19 protein-coding genes and 1 pseudogene are annotated in these 23,879 nt (G+C 58.4%); 6 read left to right on the top strand and 14 right to left on the bottom strand.

Annotation, left to right across the window (positions count from 1 at the left end):
* Window positions 1–182: 182 nt before the first annotated feature.
* The 5 genes from AB4N41_RS12470 to AB4N41_RS12450 all read right to left on the bottom strand — a co-directional run bounded on the left by AB4N41_RS12470 (window position 183) and on the right by AB4N41_RS12450 (window position 4,893).
* Complete coding sequence (locus AB4N41_RS12470) at window positions 183–1,376, bottom strand: anticodon nuclease (protein WP_460138403.1); 1,194 nt, start codon at window positions 1,374–1,376, stop codon at window positions 183–185.
* Window position 1,377: 1 nt separating this feature from the next.
* Window positions 1,378–2,685, bottom strand: coding sequence for a restriction endonuclease subunit S (locus AB4N41_RS12465; protein WP_460138402.1), 1,308 nt, complete (start codon window positions 2,683–2,685; stop codon window positions 1,378–1,380).
* Entirely contained in the window at window positions 2,682–4,241 is a 1,560-nt protein-coding gene (locus AB4N41_RS12460) for a type I restriction-modification system subunit M (RefSeq protein ID WP_460138401.1), read from the bottom strand. Before AB4N41_RS12460 ends, AB4N41_RS12465 begins: the two co-directional genes overlap by 4 nt.
* 93 nt (window positions 4,242–4,334) lie before the next feature.
* Window positions 4,335–4,538, bottom strand: coding sequence for a helix-turn-helix domain-containing protein (locus AB4N41_RS12455; protein ID WP_434767654.1), 204 nt, complete (start codon window positions 4,536–4,538; stop codon window positions 4,335–4,337).
* A 190-nt stretch (window positions 4,539–4,728) separates the two neighbouring features.
* The gene (locus AB4N41_RS12450) at window positions 4,729–4,893 is read right to left on the bottom strand and encodes a hypothetical protein (RefSeq protein WP_460138400.1); all 165 of its coding nucleotides are present in this window, start codon (window positions 4,891–4,893) and stop codon (window positions 4,729–4,731) included.
* Between the two features lie 739 nt (window positions 4,894–5,632).
* Between AB4N41_RS12450 and AB4N41_RS12445 the strand changes: the two genes are divergently transcribed.
* The 4 genes and pseudogenes from AB4N41_RS12445 to AB4N41_RS12430 all read left to right on the top strand — a co-directional run bounded on the left by AB4N41_RS12445 (window position 5,633) and on the right by AB4N41_RS12430 (window position 9,374).
* Window positions 5,633–6,481 carry a hypothetical protein gene (locus AB4N41_RS12445; RefSeq protein WP_252877410.1) on the top strand — a complete coding sequence of 283 codons (849 nt, stop codon included), beginning with the start codon at window positions 5,633–5,635 and terminating at the stop codon, window positions 6,479–6,481.
* 238 nt (window positions 6,482–6,719) lie between these two features.
* Complete coding sequence (locus AB4N41_RS12440; protein WP_252877409.1) at window positions 6,720–7,307, top strand: GNAT family N-acetyltransferase; 588 nt, start codon at window positions 6,720–6,722, stop codon at window positions 7,305–7,307.
* A 147-nt stretch (window positions 7,308–7,454) separates the two neighbouring features.
* Window positions 7,455–8,468 (top strand): annotated as a pseudogene (locus tag AB4N41_RS12435) (methyl-accepting chemotaxis protein); the annotation flags it as partial.
* 42 nt (window positions 8,469–8,510) lie between these two features.
* Entirely contained in the window at window positions 8,511–9,374 is an 864-nt protein-coding gene (locus tag AB4N41_RS12430) for a methyl-accepting chemotaxis protein (RefSeq protein WP_370593494.1), read from the top strand.
* Between the two features lie 880 nt (window positions 9,375–10,254).
* On the opposite strand, the gene AB4N41_RS12425 is transcribed toward AB4N41_RS12430, so the two are convergent.
* The 3 genes from AB4N41_RS12425 to AB4N41_RS12415 are packed head-to-tail and all read right to left on the bottom strand — an operon-like array spanning window position 10,255 to window position 14,998.
* Entirely contained in the window at window positions 10,255–11,805 is a 1,551-nt protein-coding gene (locus AB4N41_RS12425) for an FGGY-family carbohydrate kinase (protein ID WP_252877408.1), read from the bottom strand.
* A complete protein-coding gene (locus AB4N41_RS12420; RefSeq protein WP_252877407.1) occupies window positions 11,802–13,397 on the bottom strand; it encodes a glycerol-3-phosphate dehydrogenase/oxidase in 1,596 nt (531 codons plus the stop codon). Before AB4N41_RS12420 ends, AB4N41_RS12425 begins: the two co-directional genes overlap by 4 nt.
* On the bottom strand, window positions 13,394–14,998 hold the full coding sequence (locus AB4N41_RS12415; protein WP_252877406.1) for an FAD-binding oxidoreductase: 1,605 nt from the start codon (window positions 14,996–14,998) through the stop codon (window positions 13,394–13,396). The genes AB4N41_RS12420 and AB4N41_RS12415 overlap by 4 nt, the downstream gene beginning before the upstream one ends.
* Window positions 14,999–15,186: 188 nt before the next feature.
* Here AB4N41_RS12415 and gliR point away from each other — a divergent pair, with 188 nt between their 5' ends.
* Both gliR and AB4N41_RS12405 read left to right on the top strand, forming a co-directional pair.
* Entirely contained in the window at window positions 15,187–16,203 is a 1,017-nt protein-coding gene (gliR, locus tag AB4N41_RS12410) for an AraC family transcriptional regulator GliR (RefSeq protein ID WP_252877405.1), read from the top strand.
* Between the two features lie 477 nt (window positions 16,204–16,680).
* Window positions 16,681–17,046 (top strand): DUF6124 family protein, encoded by a 366-nt coding sequence (locus AB4N41_RS12405; RefSeq protein WP_095180333.1) that lies wholly within the window; start codon window positions 16,681–16,683, stop codon window positions 17,044–17,046.
* A gap of 282 nt (window positions 17,047–17,328) precedes the next feature.
* On the opposite strand, the gene AB4N41_RS12400 is transcribed toward AB4N41_RS12405, so the two are convergent.
* The 6 genes from AB4N41_RS12400 to AB4N41_RS12375 all read right to left on the bottom strand — a co-directional run bounded on the left by AB4N41_RS12400 (window position 17,329) and on the right by AB4N41_RS12375 (window position 23,833).
* A complete protein-coding gene (locus AB4N41_RS12400; protein WP_016771789.1) occupies window positions 17,329–17,697 on the bottom strand; it encodes a glyoxalase superfamily protein in 369 nt (122 codons plus the stop codon).
* 176 nt (window positions 17,698–17,873) lie between these two features.
* The gene (locus tag AB4N41_RS12395; RefSeq protein WP_252877404.1) at window positions 17,874–19,331 is read right to left on the bottom strand and encodes an N-acyl-D-amino-acid deacylase family protein; all 1,458 of its coding nucleotides are present in this window, start codon (window positions 19,329–19,331) and stop codon (window positions 17,874–17,876) included.
* 1 nt (window position 19,332) lies between these two features.
* On the bottom strand, window positions 19,333–20,193 hold the full coding sequence (locus tag AB4N41_RS12390) for a MurR/RpiR family transcriptional regulator (protein WP_252877403.1): 861 nt from the start codon (window positions 20,191–20,193) through the stop codon (window positions 19,333–19,335).
* A gap of 16 nt (window positions 20,194–20,209) precedes the next feature.
* Window positions 20,210–21,559 carry a GntP family permease gene (locus AB4N41_RS12385; RefSeq protein ID WP_236169264.1) on the bottom strand — a complete coding sequence of 450 codons (1,350 nt, stop codon included), beginning with the start codon at window positions 21,557–21,559 and terminating at the stop codon, window positions 20,210–20,212.
* Window positions 21,560–21,924: 365 nt separating this feature from the next.
* Window positions 21,925–22,818 carry an NAD-dependent epimerase/dehydratase family protein gene (locus AB4N41_RS12380; RefSeq protein ID WP_252877402.1) on the bottom strand — a complete coding sequence of 298 codons (894 nt, stop codon included), beginning with the start codon at window positions 22,816–22,818 and terminating at the stop codon, window positions 21,925–21,927.
* A gap of 103 nt (window positions 22,819–22,921) precedes the next feature.
* A complete protein-coding gene (locus AB4N41_RS12375) occupies window positions 22,922–23,833 on the bottom strand; it encodes a LysR family transcriptional regulator (RefSeq protein WP_150743427.1) in 912 nt (303 codons plus the stop codon).
* Window positions 23,834–23,879 lie beyond the last annotated feature (46 nt).

The raw sequence follows: 23,879 nt of genomic DNA, 5'->3' as shown, positions 1-23,879 counted from the left end.
TGAGCAATACCTCTACCTTGATAGCGCCATTAGACGTGGTGTAGAGCAGAAATTCAGTGGTTTGATCGCGCAATTTAAGGTTGTACTTCGACATGGTCGTTCTCTCGTGTCATAGCACGCAGGGTGCGTACGCTACCGGCGTCTGGTGGTAATCACTGGGATGAATGATGACGGTCATGCCTTCATACGCCCTCTTGCTTCCAAAAGCCGTATTTGTCTTTCAAATTATCGAGCAACAACTTGACCATGGCTTTTTCTGCTGGAGTTGGTTCTGCAACGGCCTCATTAGACAAAGTGCTATGGCTTGTAAAATTCATGACCCTGCCCAGATAGAGCTGCTTGTCCTCAGGCAAGAGCTCCGACCAATTGGGATAGCCCAAAAAGCTGGAAGTTTTTTCGTAGAGATTGCGCAGCAAAGTGAAGTGATACCTTTCAACTCTGTTTTCAGCAATCGCCTGCTCTATCGTTTGCTTCAAATGTAGATGATAGGAAAAGCTCTTGTTAGAATCGCCGGGCTTTTCAGTGAGAGCATAAGTTCCATCATCAAGATGCTCTAGCAAATAGCAGACCTTATTTTTTAACTCATTGAATAATACGTTGTAGAATAACGGACTGTGCGTCGTAACGATAAACTTCAGGTCGGATCGACTGGATTTGATCAACCCCCCCAAGTTGACCGCCAATTCGATCAAATGGTTGTCATCAAGAGAGCTGACCGGATCATCAATAAAGACGTATTCCAGGCGGTCAAACTGGTTGGTCTCCCGACCTTCAGGCTCGGCGAAATTTAGAATCGTGATTACTTGATCCAAAAGAGCATAAAAGACACTCCATACGAAATTACTTTCTTCACCCTTAGATATCTTGATATAGCCAGATCGCTCATTGTTGCCACGCTCCAGAGAAAAGCTTACCTCTGTGAAGTCCTCACTAAAATGCGGCGTTAGTTTGTCATTCGCATAGCGCTGGAAATACTTGACGATGTTTCCGTCTTGACCCAAATCTCTAAGCAGAGCGAGCAACCAATCCGTGTATGAATTCGGCTGAATCCTCAGCTTGGGCTCTGCATCTCCCGCCAAATCGTTATCCCAAAAGAACAGATCTTCGGTAAACGCGTTGTAATAAAGAATCTTGTTACGCGACAACTCAAGCTGATCAGCCTCACCAGCTCCGTCTCCGCCATCGCCCTTCGGTGCAATTAGCTGCTTTAACTCACGCGACAGGCGTGTTTTGCCCGTACCGTTAAAGGCATAGATAAGCTGCACCTTGGGCACAGGTTTAGCCTCTTCTATCACCTTCGTCTTTTCAGGAACGGTTTTTTGAACCGTTTTAGGAGTGCTCAACTGTTGAGCTATTTCCGATAGCGTCTTGCCCATATTACGCCGCTACCTCTTCAGGCCTAGGGAAACTGAACAGCAAGTCGCGGTAATACGCGTATTGCTTTTGGCGCAAAGCAATTTCGTGCGGTAATACTTCGCTGACGGTGTGTGTCAAAACGTCTAATTTGTCGAGGATGGCAACGATACGAGCTTGTTCGGCAAGGGATTTATCAGGATCACCTGGATAAGGAACAGGGATTTTAATCTTTGAAAAACCTTTAACCAGCAGTGTATTAACTTTGGTTCTGGCTATATATTTTGCCTTCTCTGCAACGAATGGTGTTGCTTGCATGCAATAGGAAACAAATTTCGGATCCATCGAATGCCGAAAAGCATAGCAATGGTCATGTATAGCGACCTTTTCATCTCCGAGCCATGCCACTGCCTTACCAACATCTTCAACAGTCTCACCCACATCGGTTATCACCACATCGCCTGGCTCTGCATAGCGCAGCGACCCAACCATATCATTTCTGACCTGAGAAAAAGCTCGCGTCGTAAAAACGCCGTAACGCGTGTATATCTCGCCGTAATGGATAACGTTGATTCCGTCTTCCACATAGTCAGCCTTGGTAAAACGCTTGCCACGAATAAACTCGCCAATATTCCCCAGCGCCTTCCACTCCACATTCCCTTCTTTAAAACTCAACAAATTGTCGCGATAGTAGATATATTGCTTTTTACGCGAGGTAAGCTCGGCAGTAAGTTCGGCAGTTAGCTCGGCAGTTAGCTCGGTAAAGGTGTCCAGTATGCGGACAATTTCGGTTTGAATCTCAAGCGATTTTTTGGGATTTTCTGGGCAAGGGATGGGGATTAGGAGCCTTTTAAGATCGCCCATCGGTAAACTCACCACCGGTGACCCAACAATTTTTTTGCTGTATTCTTTCACTATCCCTTGAGAACGCAGGAGGTGCGAAAGATATCGTGAATCAATAATTTTATGAATGGGCTTAATTACGTACACCCCTTCCTTTATATTCCAGGTCTCGGGTTCATTTTTTACAACAGCAACTCTTCCGACTGTTCCTGTTCCTGAAAACAAAATATCGCCAACTTCTAAATTTGAGCGATTATTTATAAGCTCCAGGGCCTTCTTGTTAACCCTATCTGTTTTATCTAGAAATACTACATTTCCATTTTGAATTTCACGTACGGTAACGTAGTAGCCTTCTGCATCCACTGTATTTAACTGAAAATTTTGGCGGGGGTTAAGCCCAGTTTTTAGTGAAACAATTACATCATCAAGTGGTTTCCACACCACCACTACACCATCCAGCAATCTACCCAAGAAGTTCATGCTGCTCATGCTCCCAACTCCTCACCCTCGATCTCCGCAACGATGGCATCAATATCTTTGCGCAGCTGGTCGATCCTGACAACCGCGGTTTTCAGGTCGGCATTGAGCTGAGCAATATTCACCACTTCGCGGTTGTCCTTGGCATCGATATAGCTGCTGACGGACAGGTTGTAATCGTTGGCAGCCACCTTATCCAAAGGGACGGACCTGGCAAAGTGATCCACATTCGCCTTGCTGTCGAACACCTGCATGATGCGCTCGATATGCGAGTCTTCCAGCAGGTTGTTGTTGGTGCCTTTTTTAAACAGGCCGCTGGCGTCGATAAATTGAGTGGTGGTGTCCGTCTTGTGTTTGGACAGCACCAGAATATTCACAGCGATGGTGGTGCCGTAGAACAGGTTGGAGGCGAGCGAAATCACACTTTCCACAAAGTTGTTGTCCACCAGGTATTGGCGGATTTTCTGCTCGGCTCCACCCCGGTAGAAAATGCCGGGGAAGCAGACAATGGCGGCGCGGCCTTTAGCTGAGAGGTAGCTGAGGGCGTGCAGCACAAAGGCGAAATCAGCCTTGGATTTGGGGGCTAGCACGCCGGCCGGGGCAAAGCGGTCGTCGTTGATCAGGGTGGGGTCGTCCGCCCCCTTCCACTTCACCGAATACGGCGGGTTGGAGACGATGGCATCGAAGGGTTTATCGTCGCCAAAGTGCGGTTCGATCAGCGTATCACCGAGCTGGATATTGAATTTGTCGTAGTTGACGTTGTGGAGGAACATATTCATCCGCGCCAGGTTATACGTGGTGTGGTTGAGTTCCTGACCGAAAAAACCGTCTTCGATGATGTGTTCATCAAAGTGCCTCTTGGCTTGCAGCAGCAGCGAGCCCGAGCCGCAAGCGGGATCGTAGATCTTGTTGATACTGGTTTGCTTGTGCATGGCGAGCTGGGCGATCAGCTTGGAGACCTGCTGCGGAGTGAAGAACTCACCGCCCGATTTGCCGGCATTGGCGGCGTAGTTGGAGATGAGGAATTCATAAGCGTCGCCAAAAAGGTCGATGTGGCTTTCGTCAAAGGTGCCAAAGTCCAACTTTGCTACACCTTTGAGCACGTCGGCGAGGCGCGCATTCTTGTCCTTTACGGTATTGCCCAGACGGTTGCTAGTGGTGTCGAAGTCGGCAAACAGACCTTTGATATCGCGCTCGGAGGGGTAGCCGCTGGCGGACGCTTCAATGTCTTTAAAGATGTTAGCCAGGTCGGTGTTCAGGCTTTCGTTGCTGTGGGCACTGGCCGCCACTTTGGCGAATAGCTGGCTGGGGTAGATGAAGTAGCCCTTGGTCCTGATGGCATCGTCTTTGACTGCCGCGATATTCTTGTCGCCATCACCCATTGCGACGTAATCGACTGACTCATCGCCGCCGGTCATGTAATCCGCGAAGTTTTCGCTGATAAAGCGGTAGAACAGGGTGCCGAGCACATATTGCTTGAAGTCCCAGCCATCGACGGCGCCACGGACATCGTTGGCGATGGCCCATATCTGGCGCTGCAAAGCGGCACGTTGTTGGGTGCTGGTCATGCGTTTTCCCTGTTAATTTTCTAGGTTTTAGTCGTTTGCTGGATGTCGTTAAGGCGCTTGCTGTGTGATCCGGAGCCGTGGCAGCTGCGCGGTCTATGCTGGTTTCAGCTCAAGCAGTTCGCCTACTTGACATTCAAACATTAGGCACAGCTTCTCAATGGCCTCCAGATCCACTTTCTGCGCTGTTTCTTTGTAGAGCAGGGTTACCGTGGCGCGGCTAAGCCCCGTTTCTCTGGCTACGTCAGCAATACGCATTTTGTGCTCGCCCATCATGCGGGCGAGATGGCAGCGGATCATGGCTGTGCCCCTGGAAATTGGTCTTCTCGTGAACCCAGAGGGTAACACGGTGGCTTTTGTTAGCGTGACATTTTGCTAGTCAAACTAAAATTTTGCAGCCAAAACTAACTTCTTATCGGCTTTGGGTTTGCCTGGAGATTAGCGCGAGATCGAGCCCCACTATTCGGCAAACACCTTCGTGGGTTATCCCCTAAGCCAGCACACGGAGGTAGGAAAACAACTCAAGCAGCGATAAATGCTTAAGCTGTTTTTCAGAGCGGGCAATCAGCTCATCAAAAGGCTTGAGTTGATCCAATAAACGGTCGAAAACACCGAAGAAGACTTGCCACTCATCCCCTGCGAGCAACGCATGCATGGCAAGCTAGAGCGGCGACTCCGTACGCTCGAACAGCTTCGCATAGCGAATCGCCCATCTGAGGGTTTCTGAGTTATGACTAGCGAGGTGTAACGGCAGCTCGACACTGACTGCTTTTTCGAAATGTAGCACCCGGCTCGCCCAGCTGGATGAATTGGCCGTAAAGCCCAAACTGAAGCGACCGCAAGTCATAGTGCGGCTGATAACCGGTGAATTCGAAGCAGGGATACACCTTGATTATTAGCCGGCCCCCCATGAGCCTCCTTTCGCTGATAGGTGTCGCATTCACATCACCCGACACTGCCCTGACGCAACAGCATCAAAACTCTGTATTCCAAACAGTATTCCATGCAGTTTTCCTAACCTAAATATATTATTTATATCAGTAACTTACATGATTGGTTCAGATTACCCCGGCCCACCAACTGTCAACGACAAAGCCCGCCCAGTGCGGGCTTTGTCATATCTTCGGTTAGTCGAATGGCCGCCCATTTCCTTCACATTCTCAAGCCTGCCGGTGGCTGTGAATGTTCGACGTTGTACTAAAAGGACGCTGGGGCGGCACCGCTTCGGCTCATTCTCCAATTTAACGAAACCAGTTTGGCTGAAAGACGAGTGCGCTTGTGTGATAGCAAAACCACAGCCATCCCCTTACCATTCCGCGGCTGGCTGGATGCCTCGCAGAGAAACCCGGTTCGCACGCGGAAACACTCAACCTGCACAAGGAAGGCAATAAAACATGAGCTTCATCGAAACAATCCAATCCAAGGAAGTCGATATCTACATATCGGCGTTCTTCACCATCCTCGGCCTGATTCTGGGAGCCATTCTGGATCGGGTACTGAAAGGCGATTCTCCACAATCCGCCAATCAGCCGGGCCATTCGGTAAACCTGACCTTCAACACGGTGGTCAATCCACCGCTGGGCGTGAACGCCGCCAGCACAAGCCAGGATATGACTCCAGTCATCTTCATGATGATGGTGATTGCCGGGCTGATTTATGTGTTTTTCCGGGCCGAGATACTCAACCTGCTTTCCTGGATCACGCTATTCACCATTTCACTATGGGCTGGCGGCACCTTGCATAGCCTTTACCGAGGCTTCTTCGCGGGCATTAAGTGGATCGTTGCGCTGTTGTTTTGCTTGGCATTTTGCGTGGCCGCGACGTATGTCACCGACGAAGCTTTTATGCCCACCCTAGCGCCGCAAAACTTTCAGTACAGCCAGCAGATCATCAATGAGCAGGGCCTGACGGGAATAAAAAAATATTTCGTCTTGCTGGACATGCACTGGTTCTTGCTACACCTGATAGGCGTACTGCTGTTTATCTATACCAGCCTTCGGATGATGCTTTTTTCAACCTACTTCATCGTTGCGGGTGCACATGCCAATAACAACGGTACTCACGAACCTTGGCTTTCCAGAAAAACCCGCAAGTACGCCAATCTGCGCAAAAACATCATCTTCATGCCTATCCTGCTGGTTCTCGCGTACCTGCTTACCTCGGGTCTTGCTTTCGACTGGTTCATCCACACGATGCCAAATCAGGTCAATGCGTTGATGAACACGGTGCTGTATGGGCGCTGATATTTTCATCGTGCGCTGGAGATCGACTGTCGGGACATCAACCCGGTCGGCAGAAGCGAGATGAACTTTTCTTCACTACGCCCACCCGACCAATCCCATAAAATCCCCCCGCTCATTCAAGAAACTACGGTTCGCCCGCGCTCCTAGCGGGCTTTTTTTCGCCTCGGCTTCTCCATATCTTGCCGCTCCCCACCATATGCGCGACTCTGCCTGCAGATCCCTCGCCAAGGAGCGCTCGATGCCGCTGTTATCCCTGCCCTGCCCGCGCCTGACCCTTGCCATCCTCTCCCCCGATCAAGCCGAGCTCGAAAGCGCGTTCTACCAGCGCAACCTCCGCCACCTGGCGCCGTGGTCGCCCATCCGCACCACCGACTACTTCTCCACCGCCAACATCCGTCGTCGCTTGGAGATCCAGGCCAGTGCTTTCGAAGCCGGGTTAGCCATGCATTTCGCGCTGCTGTCGTCGGACGGTCAGCAGATGATCGGTGCGTGCAATTTCAGCGGGGTTATTCGTGGGGCGTTTCAGGCGTGTTATTTGGGTTATCACATCGATGAGGCGCATCAGGGGCTGGGTTTGATGCAGGAGGGGCTGGAGGCGGGGATTGGTTATATGTTCGATGTGCAGAATCTGCATCGGATCATGGCCAATTACATTCCGGGCAATGAGCGCAGTGCGCGGTTGCTTGAGCGCTTGGGTTTTGAGCGCGAGGGCTATGCGAAGGCGTATCTGAACATCGCCGGACGTTGGCAGGATCATGTGCTGACGGCGCTGGTCAATCCGGGGTTCGAGGCGCCGGATCAGCGTTGGTCGCGGCGCCTGGGTTGAGTTGCGCGAAATCTGTCCGACAAAAATCCTTTCAGCTCTCGGGTTTGCGGCCGATACAGACCTGCTAACACCCCTGCTGGCTCAAAAGAACAACAATCTTCCAGCTTAACTGACGACCAAGAAACCCAACGTTTCTGGAGGATTTGCATGAATAGCTGGTTCGGTAACATCAGCGTGAACATGAAACTCGGCCTGGGCTTCGGCCTCGTGCTGGCCCTGACCTGCGTTCTGGCGCTGACCGGCTGGACCAGCCTCGGCGGCCTGATCGACCGCAGCAACTGGATGAGCGACATCACCCAGCTCAACGCTGGCCTGACCAAACTGCGCGTGGTGCGCCTGCAATACATGCTGACCAATGGCGACGAAACCGCCGCGCAGAATGTGCAGACCACCCTGGAAAGCTTCGCTGCTCAGCAGCAGGCGTTGATCAGCAAATTCAAGAGTCCGGAGAACGTCAAACTGCTCAAGCAGCAGGCGGCGACCATCGCTGAATACCAGACCTCGCTGAACAAAATGCGCAACGCCTATCGCACCGGCAACAGCGCCCGCGACACCATGAGCGTCAATGCCCAGAACGCCTACAACCTGATCGAATCGATCAGCCAGCGCGTGCAGCAGATGGAGTTGAGCGATCAGCGTTTCGAGCAGTTCCAGGCGGTTACTGCAGCGAAGGAAGCCTTCATCCTCGCGCGCTATGAAGTGCGTGGTTACACCGCGACCAGCAATGCCGAAACCGAGCAGAAAGCCGTCGGCCAGATCGACGCGGCCATCGCCAGTCTCAAGCCACTGAATGCGCAATTTGCCGCGACTCAGCAGGATGCCCTGCGCCAATTGGAAACCGCGCTGACCAGCTATCGCAGTGCGTTGATGGCGTACAAGAACGCCAACACCGAGGCGGTGCAGGCGCGTAAGGAAATGACCGATCAGGGCACCACCATCGTCGCCCTGAGCGAACAGCTGTACCAGATCCAGCTTGATCGCCGTGACGCCGAAAGTGCCCAGGCGCGCACCTTCCAGTTGATCAGTACGTTGCTGGCGCTGCTGGTTGGCGTGATTGCGGCGGTAATCATCACCCGTCAGATCACCCGTCCGTTGCAGGAAACCCTCGCCGTGGTCGAGCGCATCGCCAGCGGCGACCTGACCCAGAATGTCACCGTTACCCGCCGCGACGAACTCGGCGTGTTGCAGCAAGGCATCGCGCGCATGGGCGTGACCCTGCGTGACTTGATCAGCGGCATCCGCGACGGCGTCACGCAGATTGCCAGCGCCGCCGAAGAGTTGTCGGCCGTGACCGAGCAGACCAGTGCGGGTGTGAACAGCCAGAAAGTCGAGACCGATCAGGTCGCCACGGCCATGCACGAAATGACTGCCACCGTGCAGGAAGTTGCGCGTAATGCTGAGGAAGCGTCGCAAGCCGCCGCCGCCGCTGACGGCGAAGCTCGTGAAGGCGACAAGGTTGTGAATGAGGCCATCGCGCAGATCGAGCGTCTGGCCAGCGAAGTGGTGCGTTCGACCGAAGCGATGAGCGTGTTGCAGCAGGAAAGCGACAAGATCGGCAGCGTCATGGACGTGATCAAGGCTGTCGCCGAACAGACCAACCTGCTCGCACTCAACGCCGCGATCGAGGCGGCACGTGCCGGTGAAGCCGGGCGTGGTTTTGCCGTGGTCGCCGATGAGGTGCGCGGTTTGGCTCAACGCACGCAGAAATCCACCGAGGAAATCGAAGGTCTGGTCGCCGGTCTGCAGAACGGCACCCAGCAGGTTTCTGCAGTGATGAACAACAGCCGCGCGCTAACCGACAGCAGCGTCGCCCTGACGCGCAAGGCCGGCGCCTCGCTGGAAAACATCACCCGCACGGTGTCGAACATCCAGTCGATGAACCAGCAGATCGCCGCCGCTGCCGAACAGCAAAGCGCCGTGGCCGAAGAGATCAGCCGCAGCATCATCAACGTGCGCGACGTGTCCGAGCAGACCGCAGCGGCGAGTGATGAGACGGCAGCGTCGAGTGTTGAACTGGCGCGGTTGGGTGGTCAGTTGCAGCAGATGGTCAGCCACTTCCGCGTTTGATGTTGGTTTTGCGCTGTAGCTGAAACCGAATCGCGGGCAAGCCCGCTCCCACAGGTTTTCGTGGTCGACCACTGTTGATGTGTTCACCTCGATAACTGTGGGAGCGGGCTTGCCCGCGATGGCGGTGGGTCAATCAAATCAACATTGCCTGACACTGCGCCTTCGCGAGCAGGCTCGCTCCCACATTTGGATTAGTGTGACTCACCGGATTTTGAGCAGACCGCAGATTTCTTGTGGGAGCGAGCTTGCCCGCGATGGCGGTGGGTCAACCAAATCCATGTTGCCTGACACTCCGCATTCGCGAGCAGGCTCGCTCCCACATTGGATTTGTGTGACTCACCGGATTTTGAGCTCACCGAAAATCCCTGTGGGAGCGGGCTTGCCCGCGATGGCGATGGGTCAGTCAAACCAACGTCGCCTGACACTGCGCCTTCGCGAGCAGGCTCGCTCCCACATTGGATTTGTGTGGGTCGCTGGATTTTGAGCACACAGCAAAATTCCTGTGGGAGCGGGCTTGCCCGCGATGGAGGTGGGTCAGTCAAATCAACATTGCTTGACGCTGCGCCTTCGCGAGCAGGCTCGCTCCCACATTGGATTTGTGTGGGTCGCTGGATTTTGAGCACACCGCAATACCCCTGTGGGAGCGGGCTTGCCCGCGATGGCGGTGGGTCAATCAAATCAACATTGCTTGACGCTGCGCCTTCGCGAGCAAGCTCGCTCCCACATTTGGATTTGTGTGACTCACCGGATTTTGAGCGCACAGCAAAATCCCTGTGGGAGCGAGCCTGCTCGCGAAAGCGGTGGATCATTCAGATCATCATTGACTGACACTCCGCCTTCGCGAGCAGGCTCGCTCCCACAGGGGTCTAGGGTGTCGGGACTATTCGGGATACCCGGTGATTCTGCGGATGCTTTGGTACAGCGGTTTGAGCTGCCGGTACATGCGCAAATACACCTCTTTATACAACTGCTCATAAACCTTCTGCGCCTCAGGCTGCGGTGTGAAAACCGCTCCAACCCGAGTCATCGCCGCAATGGCCGATGGGAAATCCCTATGCAATCCCAACCCCACCGCACAGCAAATCGCCGCCCCCAACCCGGACGCTTCATACACATGCGGGCGCTCGGCCGGCAGGCCGAAGATGTTGGCGGTCAGTTGCATGGCGGCGTCGCTTTGTGAGCCGCCGCCGGCGACGCGCAGGCGCTGGATCGAGACTTTTGAGCGTCGCTCGATATTCTCCATGCCTTGGCGTAGCGCGTAGGCCAGTCCTTCGAGAATCGCCCGGTAGATATGCGCGCGGGTGTGTACGTCGCCGAAGCCGATCATCGCGCCTTTGGCTTCCACGCCCGGTTCGCGGATGCCCGGTGACCAGTAGGGTTGCAGCATCAGGCCCATCGAGCCCGGGGGCACTTCGTTGACCAGCGCGTCGAACAGTTGCTCCGGCTCGATGCCCTGGGCTTTCGCCTGCTGCATCTCGCGCAGGCCGAATTCGTTCTTGAACCAGCTGACCATCCAGTAGCCGCGATAAATCATCACTTCGCAGTTGTACTGATCGGGCACGGCCGAGGGGTACGGCGGGATCAGCGGGACGATTTCCAGGTAGCGCGAGCGGGTGCTGGTGATCGTCGCGGTGGTGCCGTAAGACAGGCACACGGTGCGTGCGTCGACCACGCCGGAGCCGATCACTTCGCAGGCCTTGTCCGCGCCCGCCGCGATCAGCGGCAGGCCTTCGGGAATGCCGGTGTGCCGGGCGGCTTCGGCGCTGATGTAGCCGAGGGTTTCGCCGGGTTTGTGCAGGCTCGGCAACTGCTCCGGGCGCACCGCCAGTGCCTGCCATTTCCAGTCGCGCGGCGCCGCCCATTTCAGCCGTTTGAAGTCGAAGGGCAGATAGCCGACGCAACAGCCGACCGAATCGACGAAGCGCCCGCAGAGGCGATGGGTGAGAAAGCCAGAAAGCAGTAAATATTTGTCAGTCGCCGCCCACACCTCGGGCTGATGCCGGGCGATCCAGTTGGCCTCGGCCTGAGCGCGGAAATAATCCACCGTCGCTTGGGCGCCGACCAGTTTGAACAGCCAGCCCCACGGCCCCTTGATGCCGCCCTCGACCTCAGCCTGACGTTGATCGAGCCAGACAATTGCCGGGCGCAGCGGTTTGCCCTTGGCGTCCACGTTGATCACTGTGCCGCGCTGGGTAGTCAGGGACACGCCGGCAATCTGCGCACGGTCGATGCCGGTCTGCTGCCAGAGTTGCTGGCAGGCCTCGCCGAGTTTCGCCCAGTAATATTCCGGATCCTGCTCGGCCCAACCGGGTTGCGTCGAGTAGTACGCCTGCAAGTCGACTTTGCCTTTGCCGAGCAGATTGCCCTGCAGATCGAAGAGCAACGCGCGCACGCTCTGGGTGCCGTTGTCGATCGCTAACAGGTATTTCATGGCGTGATCTCCGGCAAGCCGTGATCGCGCAGCCACAACAACCGATAACGCTGAGTTTCCGCATGCCAGCGCTCATCATCCCAGGCCAATCGTGGCTGGCACAGCGTGCGGATCGCAGACAAATAATCCTCGCCACCGCGCGGCAGCAACAGGCCCAAACGGGTGCGGCGTAGCAGCAAATCATCCAGGTGCAGAATCATTTCCGCCTCGCAGGCAAACGCCAGCTCTGCCCACAAAGTATCGGTGGCGCCAACCGTTTCCAGACCGAGTTCGCCGAGCAATTGCGCCAGCCTCGGCAGGTCTCGACCGTGACGCCCGGCTAAGCGTCGCCATTGATTGCCGCTCAGTCCCGCAATCGTCAGCGGCGGCACAGCGGCGAACACCGGCGCGCCGTCATCGACAAAAGAACGCCCAAGCATCGCCGCACAAGCCTTGAGCACTTCGAGCGCTTGCGGGCGAAATGTGGTCAGTTTGCCGCCGGCCAAAGTCACGCAACCCGGCTCCTGCCACAACACATGTTCGCGGGTTTCGTTGGACGGTTTGCCCTGCTGCGCACGCGTTGCGCTGCCCACCACCGGACGCACGCCTGACCAGGTCGAGAGCACGTCGTCGACGCCCACTTCGGCGCCGGGAAATTGCTGCTGGCACGCGGCGAGCAGATAGTCGAGTTCGTCGCTGGAAATGCGCGCACTGTGGTCTAGGTCCTCGCGGTGATCGAGGTCCGTGGTGCCGACCACCGTCGCGCCTTCCCACGGAAACACGAACACCGGGCGCCGGTCGCGCTGATGCAGAAAAGTGAACGCCTGCGCCACTGGCAAACGCCAGCCTGGCAGCAACAGATGACTGCCGCGCAACGGTCGCAATTGCTTCGCTGCTTCGGCGGGACGCAAGCGCTCAGCCCAAGCGCCCGTAGCCACGGCCAGCACGCCAGAGCGCAATCGCAGCGTCGCGCCGCCCTCGCCATCTTCGATCTGAACCCCGCACACCCGCCCGCCTTCACGCAGCAGTTGCGTGACCCGCACACCACTGATAATCACCGCACCATCGGCCCGGGCCTCGCGCAGTACGCGCATCACCAGCCGCGCGTCATCGGTCAGGGCATCGACAAAACAGCTGCCGCCGAGCAGGCCGTTTTCCTTCACCCCCGGGGCGAGAAAACGCAGTTGCTGCGCGTCATGAAAAGCATGGTTGCGCCGCCCCGCCAGCGCGTCGTACACCGAGAGCAGGCCGCCCATGACGCGCGGCCCGGGAAAGCCGCCGCGATAGTGCGGCATCATGAAACTCATCGGCTCGACCAGCCCCGGCGCTTCGTCGAGGAGGCGCTGACGCTCGCGCACCGAATCGCGGGTCAGGCGCCACTGGCCCTTGGCGATGTACCGCAAACCGCCGTGGACCATTTTCGATGATCGGCTGGACGTACCCCAGGCAAAATCACGCTGTTCCAGCAGCAAACAGCGCCAGCCCCGGCGCGCGGCTTCGCGGACGATTCCGGCGCCGCTGATGCCGCCGCCGATCACGATCAGGTCCCAGGTTTCATCCGCTAGCGTCGGTAGCATCTGCTCGCGCCATTGCGCGTTCCATTCCGCTGTCATGGCCGCGACTCTGGCAATAACGTGCCGGGATTGAGGCGCCCTTCCGGGTCGAAATGTTCACTCAGCGCCTGCAACGTCTGCATCGCCAGCGGGCCTTTTTCGCGCAGCAGATACGGCGAGTGATCCTTGCCGACACCGTGCTGATGGCTGATGGTGCCGTGGTTGTCGACGATGGTCTGGCTGGCCGCGTGTTTGAGCATCCGCCAGCGCGCCAGCGTCGCGGCATAGTCGGCTGCCGGGCGAAACACGTAGGTGGTGTAAATGCTCGAGCCTTCGCCGTAAACGTGCGAGAGATGAGTGAACACATGCACGCGCTCGCCCTCGGCGGCCAGGGCATCGCGCAGGCTGTTTTCGATCAGGCTGAGCAAGTGGTCGACGTTGCTCCAGTCGGTGGCCGTTTCGAGGGTGTCGACCACGTAACCGGCGTTCCATAGGTTCTCGCGCAGGTAGGGAAAACGGAAGCGGTTCTGCGCCCACTTCTTGCCCAGCAGGGTGCCGGTGAACACGCCGCCGAAGGCTTTCAGATGCTGGCGCGCGTGTTTCAGCGACAGTGCGTTTTGCCGGCGATTGCCGGTGACACCGAAGGTCAGCAGGCATTTGCCGTCGCCGGCGCCGCGCAGCTTGAGGTACTTCTCCAGCCAGGCGATCTGTTGCGGATGGCCGGCCAGCGCCAGTTGCGTTTCGGTTTCCACCGCGTTGGACAGACGCAGCATCGACAGCGGTACGCGCGCCTGCGCCAGTTGCCGGATTGCTTGCAGCGCGTGCGGCCAATCGGGCAGAAACACGCCGTAGAAACGCTCGTCCGCCGGCAACGCGCTGACTCGCACTTTGACTTCGGAAATGATCCCGAAGCGGCCTTCGCAACCGAGCACCACTTCACGCAGATCCGGGCCGGCGGCCGACGCCGGGAATGTCGGAATCTGCAAAGGCCCGGCGAACGTTTCCAGGGTGCCGCCAGCGAACAATTGCTCGATCCGCCCGTAGCGCAACGACTGCTGGCCGCTGGAACGACTGGCCACCCAACCGCCCAGCGTCGACAGCTCCCACGACTGCGGGAAATGTCCCAGCGTGTAGCCGCGCGCACGCAACTGGCTTTCGACTTGCGGCCCGCTGGCGCCGGGGCCGAATGTCGCCAGCAGGCTCTGTTCGTCGAGGTCGGTCAGGCGATTCATCCGCGCCAGCGACACCGTCAGCACCGGCCGCGTGGAGTTCGGCGGATTGATGTGCCCGGCCACCGATGTGCCGCCGCCGTAGGGAATCAGGCACAGATCCTGATCATGGGCGAGCGCCAGCAATTGGCGGATCTGCTCAGCGCTTTCGGGAAAGGCCACGGCATCGGGATATGTGCCCAATGCGCCTTCGCGCAACGCCAGCCAGTCCGGCAGGCTCTGGCCGCGCGCGTGCAGCAGGCGATCGTGCGCATCGACGCTGTACAAGCGATGCGGCACCAGGCGCGAGGTCGGCACTTGCGTCAACGCCGCTTCCAATGTCGCATCAGGCAATGCGCGGCCAGCGCCCAAGCGTTCGTGGAGAAATGTCGCGCCCTGGGCCGGCAATTCGACCACCGTGCCTGCCTCTCCCCAGCCGTTCCAGCGTCGCATGCGTGTGTCCTTTTTCTGCCGTTGGATCAAGCTTGCATACTAGTCAGCGCTGTAGATCTGTCACGGTCGCATCCGGCCAGATCCTGTAGCCAATGGCGCCAAACGTCCGGGCATTTACTTTCGCCGGGCAATCCACTTACCTTGCGCCATTCACTCGCTCACGCGCCGTCGATCAAAGGACCGCGACCATGCCATCGCTTGGCTTCACTTCCGTTCCGCCGCTGCTCAAATACCTGCGCCATGCCGAACAGTTGGGCATGGCCATCGAGCCTGCGTTGGCGGCGGCCGGGTTGCAGGCGCAGCAGTTGAGCGACAACACCTTGCGCCTGCCGGGTGAGGTTCACGAGCGCTTGCTGGATTATTTCTGCGAGCACTCGGGCGATGGGTTGTTCGGGCTGCATGCGGCGAATTTCGTCCTGCCCAATTCGTGGAGCGTGCTCGGTTACATCACCATGAATTGCGCGACGCTGGGCGATGCGATGAGCCGGATCATGCCGTTCGAAAAACTCGTCGGCGACATGGGCGTCAGCCGCGCCGAGGTGCAGGGCGAGCATGTGCATCTGATCTGGACCTGCCGCTACCAGCGGCCACGGATTCGTCGGCATCTGGTGGAAAACGTGCTCGGTTCGTGGCTGCACTACGCGCGCTGGATCGCCGACACGCAGCTGTCACCGGCCTGCGTATGGCTGGAGCATGGGCGGCCGGATGCGGTGACGCTGGCCGAGTACGAGGCGTTTTTTGGTTGCCCGGTGCTATTCGATCAGGCGTATTCGGCGCTGGTGGTGCCGCTGGCGTATTTGCAATTGCCGCTGCGCCAGGCCGATGCGCAATTGCTGCGAACCCTGGAAGAACACGCGATGGGTTTGCTGGCGACGCTGGAAGATGCCTCGCTGGCGCAGCAGGTGAAAAACATCCTGCGCAGTTTGCTCAAGGAGGGCTTGCCGCGCAAGGAGCAAGTGGCCGAACAGCTCAGCGTGTCGGTGCGCACGTTGCAGCGGCAGTTGCAGCAGGTCGGGACGTCGTATCAGCAGATTCTTGATGAGCTGCGTCAGGAGTTGGCGGAGCACTATTTGCTCAACAGTACGTTGCCGATTCAGGACATTGCGCAGTATCTGGGCTTCACCGAACCGCGCTCGTTTCATCGCACCTTCAAGAGCTGGCGCGGGATGCCGCCGGGGGAGTTTCGGTTGCGGAATCGGCGGTGATGCTGATGGCCCCTTCGCGAGCAAGCTCGCTCCCACAGTAGTTTTTCGGTTGCCTGCACTTTCGAGTTCATCGCAGATCCCCTTGTGGGAGCGAGCTTGCTCGCGAAGGCGTCATTCGCCACACCGATTAAACACGCCTTGGCACAACTGTTTAAAGCCGCCAGACATTCAGCGAAACCACCCACAATTCCTTGCGCCCCTGCCTACGCCTGCGCCAGAATCCGCCGGCTTGTGCGCCCCAGACCTCATCGCTACTGTGATTGCGTCACTGCCTATCAGTGATCGGGTTTAGTAGCCCGGAGTATTTGGGGTGCATCGTTCATCAGACAGTCAGGTCTCGCCTGAGCTTTATGGTGGCTGTGCGCAGGGCGCTCTCGGGCGCGCCGGTTTCCCAGATCCCCGGTCTACTAACCTGCGCACAGCTGCCTCCACTTTCTTTAGTAGGAAAGCGGTGGCCAGCCAAATGAGGATCTGGATATGTTCAAAGTAACCCCAAACCCGCCCCCCACCGACTCGGCATCTCCCTACGAATCCGCCGACTCAAAGAAATTCCACGAAGCCGCCGACCGCGCCCTCGATCATTACCTCGGCCCGTCCAGCGCCGAATTCATGGCCCCGCCCTACAAATCCAACACGCTGTACATGGCCAATCCCGAGGCCGACAACGAATCGCTGCTGGCCGATGCCTGCGAAACCCTGGGGTCGGCGACGGTGATGCTCAACGATCAGGCGGGGCTGGTGAACGGCTCGCAGCGCAAGACGTTGCAGGGCATTGCGCAGATTGTGATGGTCGCGGAGATGGCGGTGAATCGGGTGCTGGATCGGTTGGTGCCGACTGATTGAGGGTTTTTGAGGAATTTGGTGTGGGCTGGTTTTGGTGGGGTGTCAGGGATTGCCCTCACCCCAGCCCTCTCCCAGAGGGAGAGGGGGCCGACCCGGTTGTCTTGCGTTGTCCGTCGACCTGAAAGACCGAGTCGATTGTGGATTCGACGCCATGCATTCAATTCGATTATGGATTCAGCACAGCACATTCAGGTCGGCGTAACTCCCGAGCATCCCGCAATCGGTCCCCTCTCCCCCCGGGAGAGGGCTAGGGTGAGGGGCTTTTGATCTTGGGCGCCAAGCTCAAAGACTGATCGCATTGGTAAACACCAACCGATTGCCAAACGGATCAGCAATGGTCATGTCCTGACTCCCCCAAGGCATCGCCTGAATCTGCGGATGCGAGAACTTGTAATCCTTGGCCATCAGCTGCTGCTGAAACGCCTCCAGCTCATCGGTCTCGATACGCAGCGCCGAACCCGGGCAGGCATCGCCGTGATGCTCGGACAGATGCAGCACACACTCGCCCCGCGACACCTGCAGATACAGCGGAAAATTCGCTTCGAAGCGATGCTGCCAGTCGATCTTGAAACCGAGAAAATCGACGTAGAACTCGACAGCCTTGGCCTCATCGAAGATCCGCAGGATCGGGGTGGTTTTGCCGAAGCTCATGGGGTGCTCCCTGACTGATTGGCCCCACAGTGTAGATGGGGAGGATGTCAGCAAATCGGCTTGTGGATGGCTTTCTTTAATTGCACAGTGCCACTATGAGACATGGATCAAAAGATCGCAGCCTTCGATCTCCTGTAGGAGCTGCCGAAGGCTGCGATCTTTTGGCGCCATCATCATCAATAAAATCCTTCGCGCAAATTACCTTCGCGAGCCAGAAACCGCCCTGCCCTGCTGCCATTCGCCTGCCCGTCGCGATAACTCAACACGCCGTTGACCCAAACCCCGTCAATCCCCTGCGCGGCCCGTTGCGGATCATTGAAATCGGCCACATCGCGCACGGTCGCCGGATCGAACAACACCAGATCCGCCCAATGTCCTGCACGAATTTCGCCCCTTTCCTGCAAGCCAAAACGCGCCGCCGACAGGCCGGTCATCTTATGCACGGCGGTGTGCAGCGGAAACAACCCGACGTCGCGACTGAAATGGCCCAGCACCCGTGGGAAAGCGCCCCACAGGCGCGGATGCGGGAACGGGTCTTCGGGCAGTCCGTCAGAACCGACCATCGAAAGCGGATGGGCGAGGATTCTTCGTACATCCGCCTCGTCCATGCCGTAGTACACCGCGCCCGCCGGTTGTAGCCGTTTCGCGGTTTCTTCCAGCGACAGTTTCCATTCGCCAGCAATGTCGATCAGGTCGCGCCCGCTGACTTCCGGATGCGGGGTCGACCAGGTAATAGTGATGCGGTGGGCGTCGGTGACTTGCTTCAAATCCAGGGTCGAGGAACTCGCCGCATAGGGATAGCAATCGCAGCCGACCGGATGGGTTTTCGCTGCCTCTTCCAGCGCTGCGAGCAATTGCGGACTGCGCCCCCAGTTACCGACGCCGGCGCATTTGAGGTGGGAAATGATCACCGGCGATTGCGCGTGGCGGCCGATTTGAAATGCTTCGTCCATCGCCTCCAACACCGGGGCGAATTCGCTGCGCAAATGGGTGGTGTACACCGCGCCGAACGTCGTCAGCTCTTCGGTCAGTTGCATGACTTCATCTGTGGACGCGTTGAAGGCGCTGGCGTAGGCCAAGCCTGTGGATAAGCCCAACGCGCCAGCCTCGAGACTGTCGCGCAACTGCACGCGCATGGCGGTGATTTCGTCGGGGGTCGCGGTGCGGAACAAGTCGTCGAGGTGATTGCTGCGCAGCGCGGTGTGGCCGACCAGTGCCGCAACGTTCAACGTGGTGTTGGCCGCTTCGACGGCAGCGCGGTAGTCGCTGAAACGCGGGTAGACGAACGCCGCTGCGCTGCCGAGCAGGTTCATCGGATCGGGTGGATTGCCCTTCAAGGTGACCGGCGAAGCGCTGATGCCGCAGTTGCCGACAATCACCGTGGTCACGCCTTGGCTAAGCTTGGGCAGCATCTCGGGTTGGCGAATGACCACCGTGTCGTCGTGGGTGTGCACGTCGATGAAACCCGGCGCCAGCACCCGGCCGGCGGCGTCGATTTCTTCGCTGGCGCGGGCGTCAGGCAGATCGCCGATGCGCTCGATGCGGCCATTGAGAATCGCCACGTCTGCGCGGTAGCCCGGCGTGTTGCTGCCGTCGATAACCAGCGCGTTGCGGATCAGGGTGTCGTACTGCATGTCAGTCTCCCAGCGGCAGGTGATCGTCGCCGCCACGGTATTCGTCGAGGGCGAGTTTGATTCGCCGCAGACGTTCTTGATTGTCTTCAGGGCTGGCCAGCGCCAGTTCGGTGGCGAGCACGTCGATGGCCAACAGCATGCCGTAGCGCGCCGCCGTCGGTTTGTAGATGAACGAGGTTTCCGCGCCTTGCAGCGGCAGGACGACGTCGGCCAGTTCGGCCAACGGTGAATCGCCGCGAGTGATGGCGAGAATGCGCGCGCCGTAATTGCGCGCCAGCTCCACGGTTTCCAAAAGCTCCGGAGTGATGCCGGTCAGCGAGCAGGCGATCAGCACTTGCTCGGCGTTCAAACTGGCGGCGGTGACGCGCATCATCACCGCGTCATGACACACCGCAATCGGGTAACCGAGGCGCACCAGGCGCACCTGCAATTCATCGCTGCACAGGGTCGAGCAACCGCCCATGCCGAACGCGCGAATCATCCGCGCCTGGCTGAGCAATTTCACTGCGTCGGCGAACCGCGATTCGTCAAATCCGGCCAGATGCTGGCGCAGGGTGGTTTCGATGTCGCCGACGATCTGCCCATAGAACGCCGACTGCTCGGGCGTGCCTGCCGGGTCGAGAAACCGGCTGCCAACGCCGCTGGCCTGGGCCAGTTGCAGACGTAGATCACGCAGGTCACGGCAGCCGACCGTGCGGGCAAAGCGCGACAGCGTGGCGGTGCTGACCTCGGCCCGGTGCGCGAGGTCTTCGAGGCTGGCGCTGGCGGCAAACCCGACATCGTCGAGCATCAACCGCGCAATGCGCCCCTCGCCGGCGCTGAAGGAATCCTGGCGGGCGCGGATCTGGTAGAGGATGTCCATGGGCGGCGGGCTCCGGTTACAGCAGGTAGGAAAGGCCGACGGTCAGCGCGAAAGCGACCAGCGAAATCAGCGTCTCGAGCACGGTCCAGGTCTTGAACGTCTGCGCGACCGTCATGTTGAAGTATTCCTTGATCAACCAGAAGCCGCCGTCGTTGACGTGGGAAAAGATAACCGAGCCCGCGCCGGTCGCCAGCACCAAAAGCTCAGGATGTGGATAACCCAGACCGATGGCCACCGGCGCGACAACGCCTGATGCGGTGGTCATCGCCACGGTGGCCGAGCCAGTGGCAACGCGCATCAGCGCAGCGAACAACCAGCCCATGATCAGCGGCGACAGGTGAAATTCGTGAGCGAGGCCGACGATCTGATCGGTAACGCCGGCATCCACCAGAATCCGGTTCAAGCCGCCACCAGCGCCGACCAGCAAGGTGATGCTGGCGGTGGGCGCGAGGCATTCGTTGGTGAACTTGAGGATCGATTCGCGGTTGAAACCTTGGGCAATCCCTAGCGTCCAGAAGCTCAGCAAAGTCGCCAGCAACAGCGCGATCACCGAATTGCCGATGAACAGCAGGAACTGGTTGAAAGCGCTGCCGGGAGTGGAAATAAGGTTAGCCCAGCCGCCGATCAGCATCAGCACCACCGGCAGCAGAATGGTTGCCATGGTGATGCCGAAACCCGGCAATCTGTCGCGCGGCTCGCGCTCGAGAAATTGCTTTTCCAGCGGGTTGTCCGCCGGCAATTGAATGCGCGGCACGATGAATTTCGCGTACAGCGGGCCGGCGATGATCGCGGTCGGAATGCCGATCGCGATCGCGTACAACAAGGTCTGCCCGACCGACGCCTGATAGGCCTGCACCGCGAGCATCGCCGCCGGGTGCGGCGGCACCAGCGCATGCACCACCGAGAGGCCGGCGACCATCGGCAGACCGACCATCAGAATCGACACGCCAACCCGGCGCGCCACGGTGAAAGCGATCGGCACCAGCAAGACGAAACCGACTTCAAAGAACAGCGGCAAGCCGACCAGAAACGCAATGCAGACCATCGCCCAGTGCGCGTTCTTCTCGCCGAATCTGTCGATCAGCGTGCGCGCCATCTGCTCGGCACCGCCGGACTCGGCCATCATCTTGCCGAGCATCGTCCCCAACGCCACCACCAGCGCAATATGCCCCAACGTCTTGCCGACGCCCGCCTCATACGCACCGACCACCGCCGACGGCGGCATCCCGGCCACCAGCGCCAGGCCCAGGGAAATCAGGGTGATGACAATGAAAGGATTGAGCCGGTAACGGGCGATCAACACGATCAGCGCAATGATGGCCACGGCGGCGTAGACCAGCAGCCAATAGCCGAAGGAAAGCGTCATGCGGTACTCCTCGAAAGGGTCACGTTCGAATGGGTTGTGAAACTCATAAATCATTTCGAGATAGAGATTTCAAACCGCATGAAATTAATTTTCGTGGAGAGACAAGAGGTGTCGTTGGTGGATATGTGTTGTCGTGATCAATGAAAATCGGAGGGTGGGATTTTCATGGCTTCCTGGCCACCACAAAGTCCCTGTGGGAGCTGACTTGCCAGCGATGACGGCGCCACGTTCAACATGGGTGGCGACTGATCCACCGCTATCGCTGGCAAGCCAGCTCCCACAGGAATTACATTTTTCCAGGCAGAACGCGGTCACCTGTGGGAGCGAGCCTGCTCGCGAATGGCTTCACTCGGTGCGCGCTGGACTCACACCATTTCGTTACGAATCCATTCAACCACCGACGTGCGCTTCGGCGTCCAGCCCAGCAGTTCCCGGGCGTGTTTGCCGCGTACGCGGCTGTTGGAACCGAGGCCGTAGTTGGCCATTTCGTAGCCCCATTCGGCTTCGGCGTCAGGCAATGGCCAGTCTTGCGGTTTGCCCAGATCGAGGGCTTCGGCCATGGCGGTGGTCATGTCGATGAACGAGGCTTCACCGCTCTCGACAAAGTAGAAAGTGCCCGGCACATTCCTGGTCAGCGCCAGCAGATACAAGGCGACGACGTCTTCGATGTGCACGTTGGACCAGATGTTCCGCCCTGTTCCGACGTGGCGAACGACGCCGCTTTTGCGCGCCTGTTTCAGCAGTCGCGGCAGTTGCACGCTGTCGCGGTTGACGCCCAGGCTGTGGCCGTAGATCAGGGTGTTGCAGATCACCGCCGAGTTCACGCCATCCTTCGCCGCCGCGAGCACGAGGTTGTCGATGGCTACGCGATCGGCCTTGTCGACAGTCGGCTCCGGCAGGTTGTCCTCGTAGTAAATGTCATCGCTGGATTTGCCGCCGGAAGCGTCGCCGACAATGCTCGAACCGCTGGTGTGCAGAAAGACCTTGTTCGAGCCGCGCAAAGCGTCGAGTAACGCTTCCACCGCACCGCGATGGTCGCTGCTGGCAGCGTTGATGACGGCATCGGCAGCACGGGCCTGTTGCGCCAGCAATTGGCTGTCATCGAGGGTGCCGATTACCGCGTTCATACCCAATGCTTTCAGCTCGTCAGCCTGCTCCGCGCTGCGCACCAGGCCGGTGACGTTGTGCCCGGCCTGCACCAGACCGGTTGCGATGGACCCACCGATAAAACCGGCCGCGCCGGTGACGAATACGTTCATGGAGAAACTCCCTGCGTGAATAAGTGATGCAGCGAGTATCGGCCGATGAAACCCGGCGAAAAACCCGCCCTCGGCCAATTCACTCTTGCGCAGGGATCACGAATCAGTCTTTGAATTCGGCGCTGGCGTAGGCGGCGAGTTTGCCCTGGATAAAGTCGAGGAAGCACTGGATGCGCAACGCCAGTTGCGAGTTGCGGTAGTACACGGCGTTGATCGGCTGGCGGTAGCCGCTGTTGAATTCGCCGAGCAGGACTTTCAGGCGTCCGGCGCGGATGTCGTCGATGGTCATGAAATGCGACAGACAGGCAATGCCCTGCCCTTCCAGTGCCAAATGGCGCACGGTCTCGCCGCTGGAAGCGCTGATCGCCGGGCTGATCGGCCAACGGTCGCCATGCACATAGCGCAGCGGCCACTGGTTGAGGCCTTCGTTCTGGGTAAAGCCGAGCAACGTGTGTTCGCTCAAATCCGCCACTTGTCGTGGTGCACCGTGCTTCTTCAAATAGGCGGGGCTGGCGACGATCATCAACGGACTGCAACCGAGCGAACGCGCATGCAGCGTCGAGTCGGCGAGGGTGCCGATGCGGATGGCGACGTCGGTGCTTTGTTCCAGCAGGTCAATGATCAGGTCATTGCTGTTGAGTTCGAGCTGAATGTCCGGATACAACTGCCGGAATTCGTCGATGTAGGGAACGATGGCGTGGAGCATGAACGGCGAGGCGGCGTTGATGCGCAGGCGCCCGGAGGGAGTTTGCTGGCGCGAAGACAGACGCTCTTCGAGTTGATCCATCTGGTCGAGAATCAACTTGGCCTGTTCGAAGAAATACTTGCCCTCCTCGGTCAGGTCCATGCGTCGCGTGGTGCGGTTGATCAGCGTGGTGTCGAGCTTGGCTTCGAGCTTCGACAGCGTGCGACTGACGGCCGACGGCGTCTGGCCGACCTGCTCGGCGGCGGCGGAAATCGAACCGCACTCGATCACGCAGACGAAAATCTGCAACTCATCGGATCTGGCTTTCACGGGTGTCCTCTTTGGAATCGCCAAGATCGCAACCAATCGCCATGCC

Source organism: Pseudomonas sp. S2_A10 (assembly GCF_054668465.1).
This window is presented reverse-complemented; position numbering and strand designations above follow the sequence as displayed.

Excerpts from the sequence above, each read along its gene's own strand:
- AB4N41_RS12470 (WP_460138403.1), bottom strand. The coding sequence starts at position 1,376 with ATGGGCAAGACGCTATCGGAAATAGCTCAACAGTTGAGCACTCCTAAA.
- AB4N41_RS12465 (WP_460138402.1), bottom strand. The coding sequence starts at position 2,685 with ATGAGCAGCATGAACTTCTTGGGTAGATTGCTGGATGGTGTAGTGGTG.
- AB4N41_RS12460 (WP_460138401.1), bottom strand. The coding sequence starts at position 4,241 with ATGACCAGCACCCAACAACGTGCCGCTTTGCAGCGCCAGATATGGGCC.
- AB4N41_RS12455 (WP_434767654.1), bottom strand. The coding sequence starts at position 4,538 with ATGATCCGCTGCCATCTCGCCCGCATGATGGGCGAGCACAAAATGCGT.
- AB4N41_RS12450 (WP_460138400.1), bottom strand. The coding sequence starts at position 4,893 with ATGCATGCGTTGCTCGCAGGGGATGAGTGGCAAGTCTTCTTCGGTGTT.
- AB4N41_RS12445 (WP_252877410.1), top strand. The coding sequence starts at position 5,633 with ATGAGCTTCATCGAAACAATCCAATCCAAGGAAGTCGATATCTACATA.
- AB4N41_RS12440 (WP_252877409.1), top strand. The coding sequence starts at position 6,720 with ATGCCGCTGTTATCCCTGCCCTGCCCGCGCCTGACCCTTGCCATCCTC.
- AB4N41_RS12430 (WP_370593494.1), top strand. The coding sequence starts at position 8,511 with ATGGGCGTGACCCTGCGTGACTTGATCAGCGGCATCCGCGACGGCGTC.
- AB4N41_RS12425 (WP_252877408.1), bottom strand. The coding sequence starts at position 11,805 with ATGAAATACCTGTTAGCGATCGACAACGGCACCCAGAGCGTGCGCGCG.
- AB4N41_RS12420 (WP_252877407.1), bottom strand. The coding sequence starts at position 13,397 with ATGACAGCGGAATGGAACGCGCAATGGCGCGAGCAGATGCTACCGACG.
- AB4N41_RS12415 (WP_252877406.1), bottom strand. The coding sequence starts at position 14,998 with ATGCGACGCTGGAACGGCTGGGGAGAGGCAGGCACGGTGGTCGAATTG.
- gliR (WP_252877405.1), top strand. The coding sequence starts at position 15,187 with ATGCCATCGCTTGGCTTCACTTCCGTTCCGCCGCTGCTCAAATACCTG.
- AB4N41_RS12405 (WP_095180333.1), top strand. The coding sequence starts at position 16,681 with ATGTTCAAAGTAACCCCAAACCCGCCCCCCACCGACTCGGCATCTCCC.
- AB4N41_RS12400 (WP_016771789.1), bottom strand. The coding sequence starts at position 17,697 with ATGAGCTTCGGCAAAACCACCCCGATCCTGCGGATCTTCGATGAGGCC.
- AB4N41_RS12395 (WP_252877404.1), bottom strand. The coding sequence starts at position 19,331 with ATGCAGTACGACACCCTGATCCGCAACGCGCTGGTTATCGACGGCAGC.
- AB4N41_RS12390 (WP_252877403.1), bottom strand. The coding sequence starts at position 20,193 with ATGGACATCCTCTACCAGATCCGCGCCCGCCAGGATTCCTTCAGCGCC.
- AB4N41_RS12385 (WP_236169264.1), bottom strand. The coding sequence starts at position 21,559 with ATGACGCTTTCCTTCGGCTATTGGCTGCTGGTCTACGCCGCCGTGGCC.
- AB4N41_RS12380 (WP_252877402.1), bottom strand. The coding sequence starts at position 22,818 with ATGAACGTATTCGTCACCGGCGCGGCCGGTTTTATCGGTGGGTCCATC.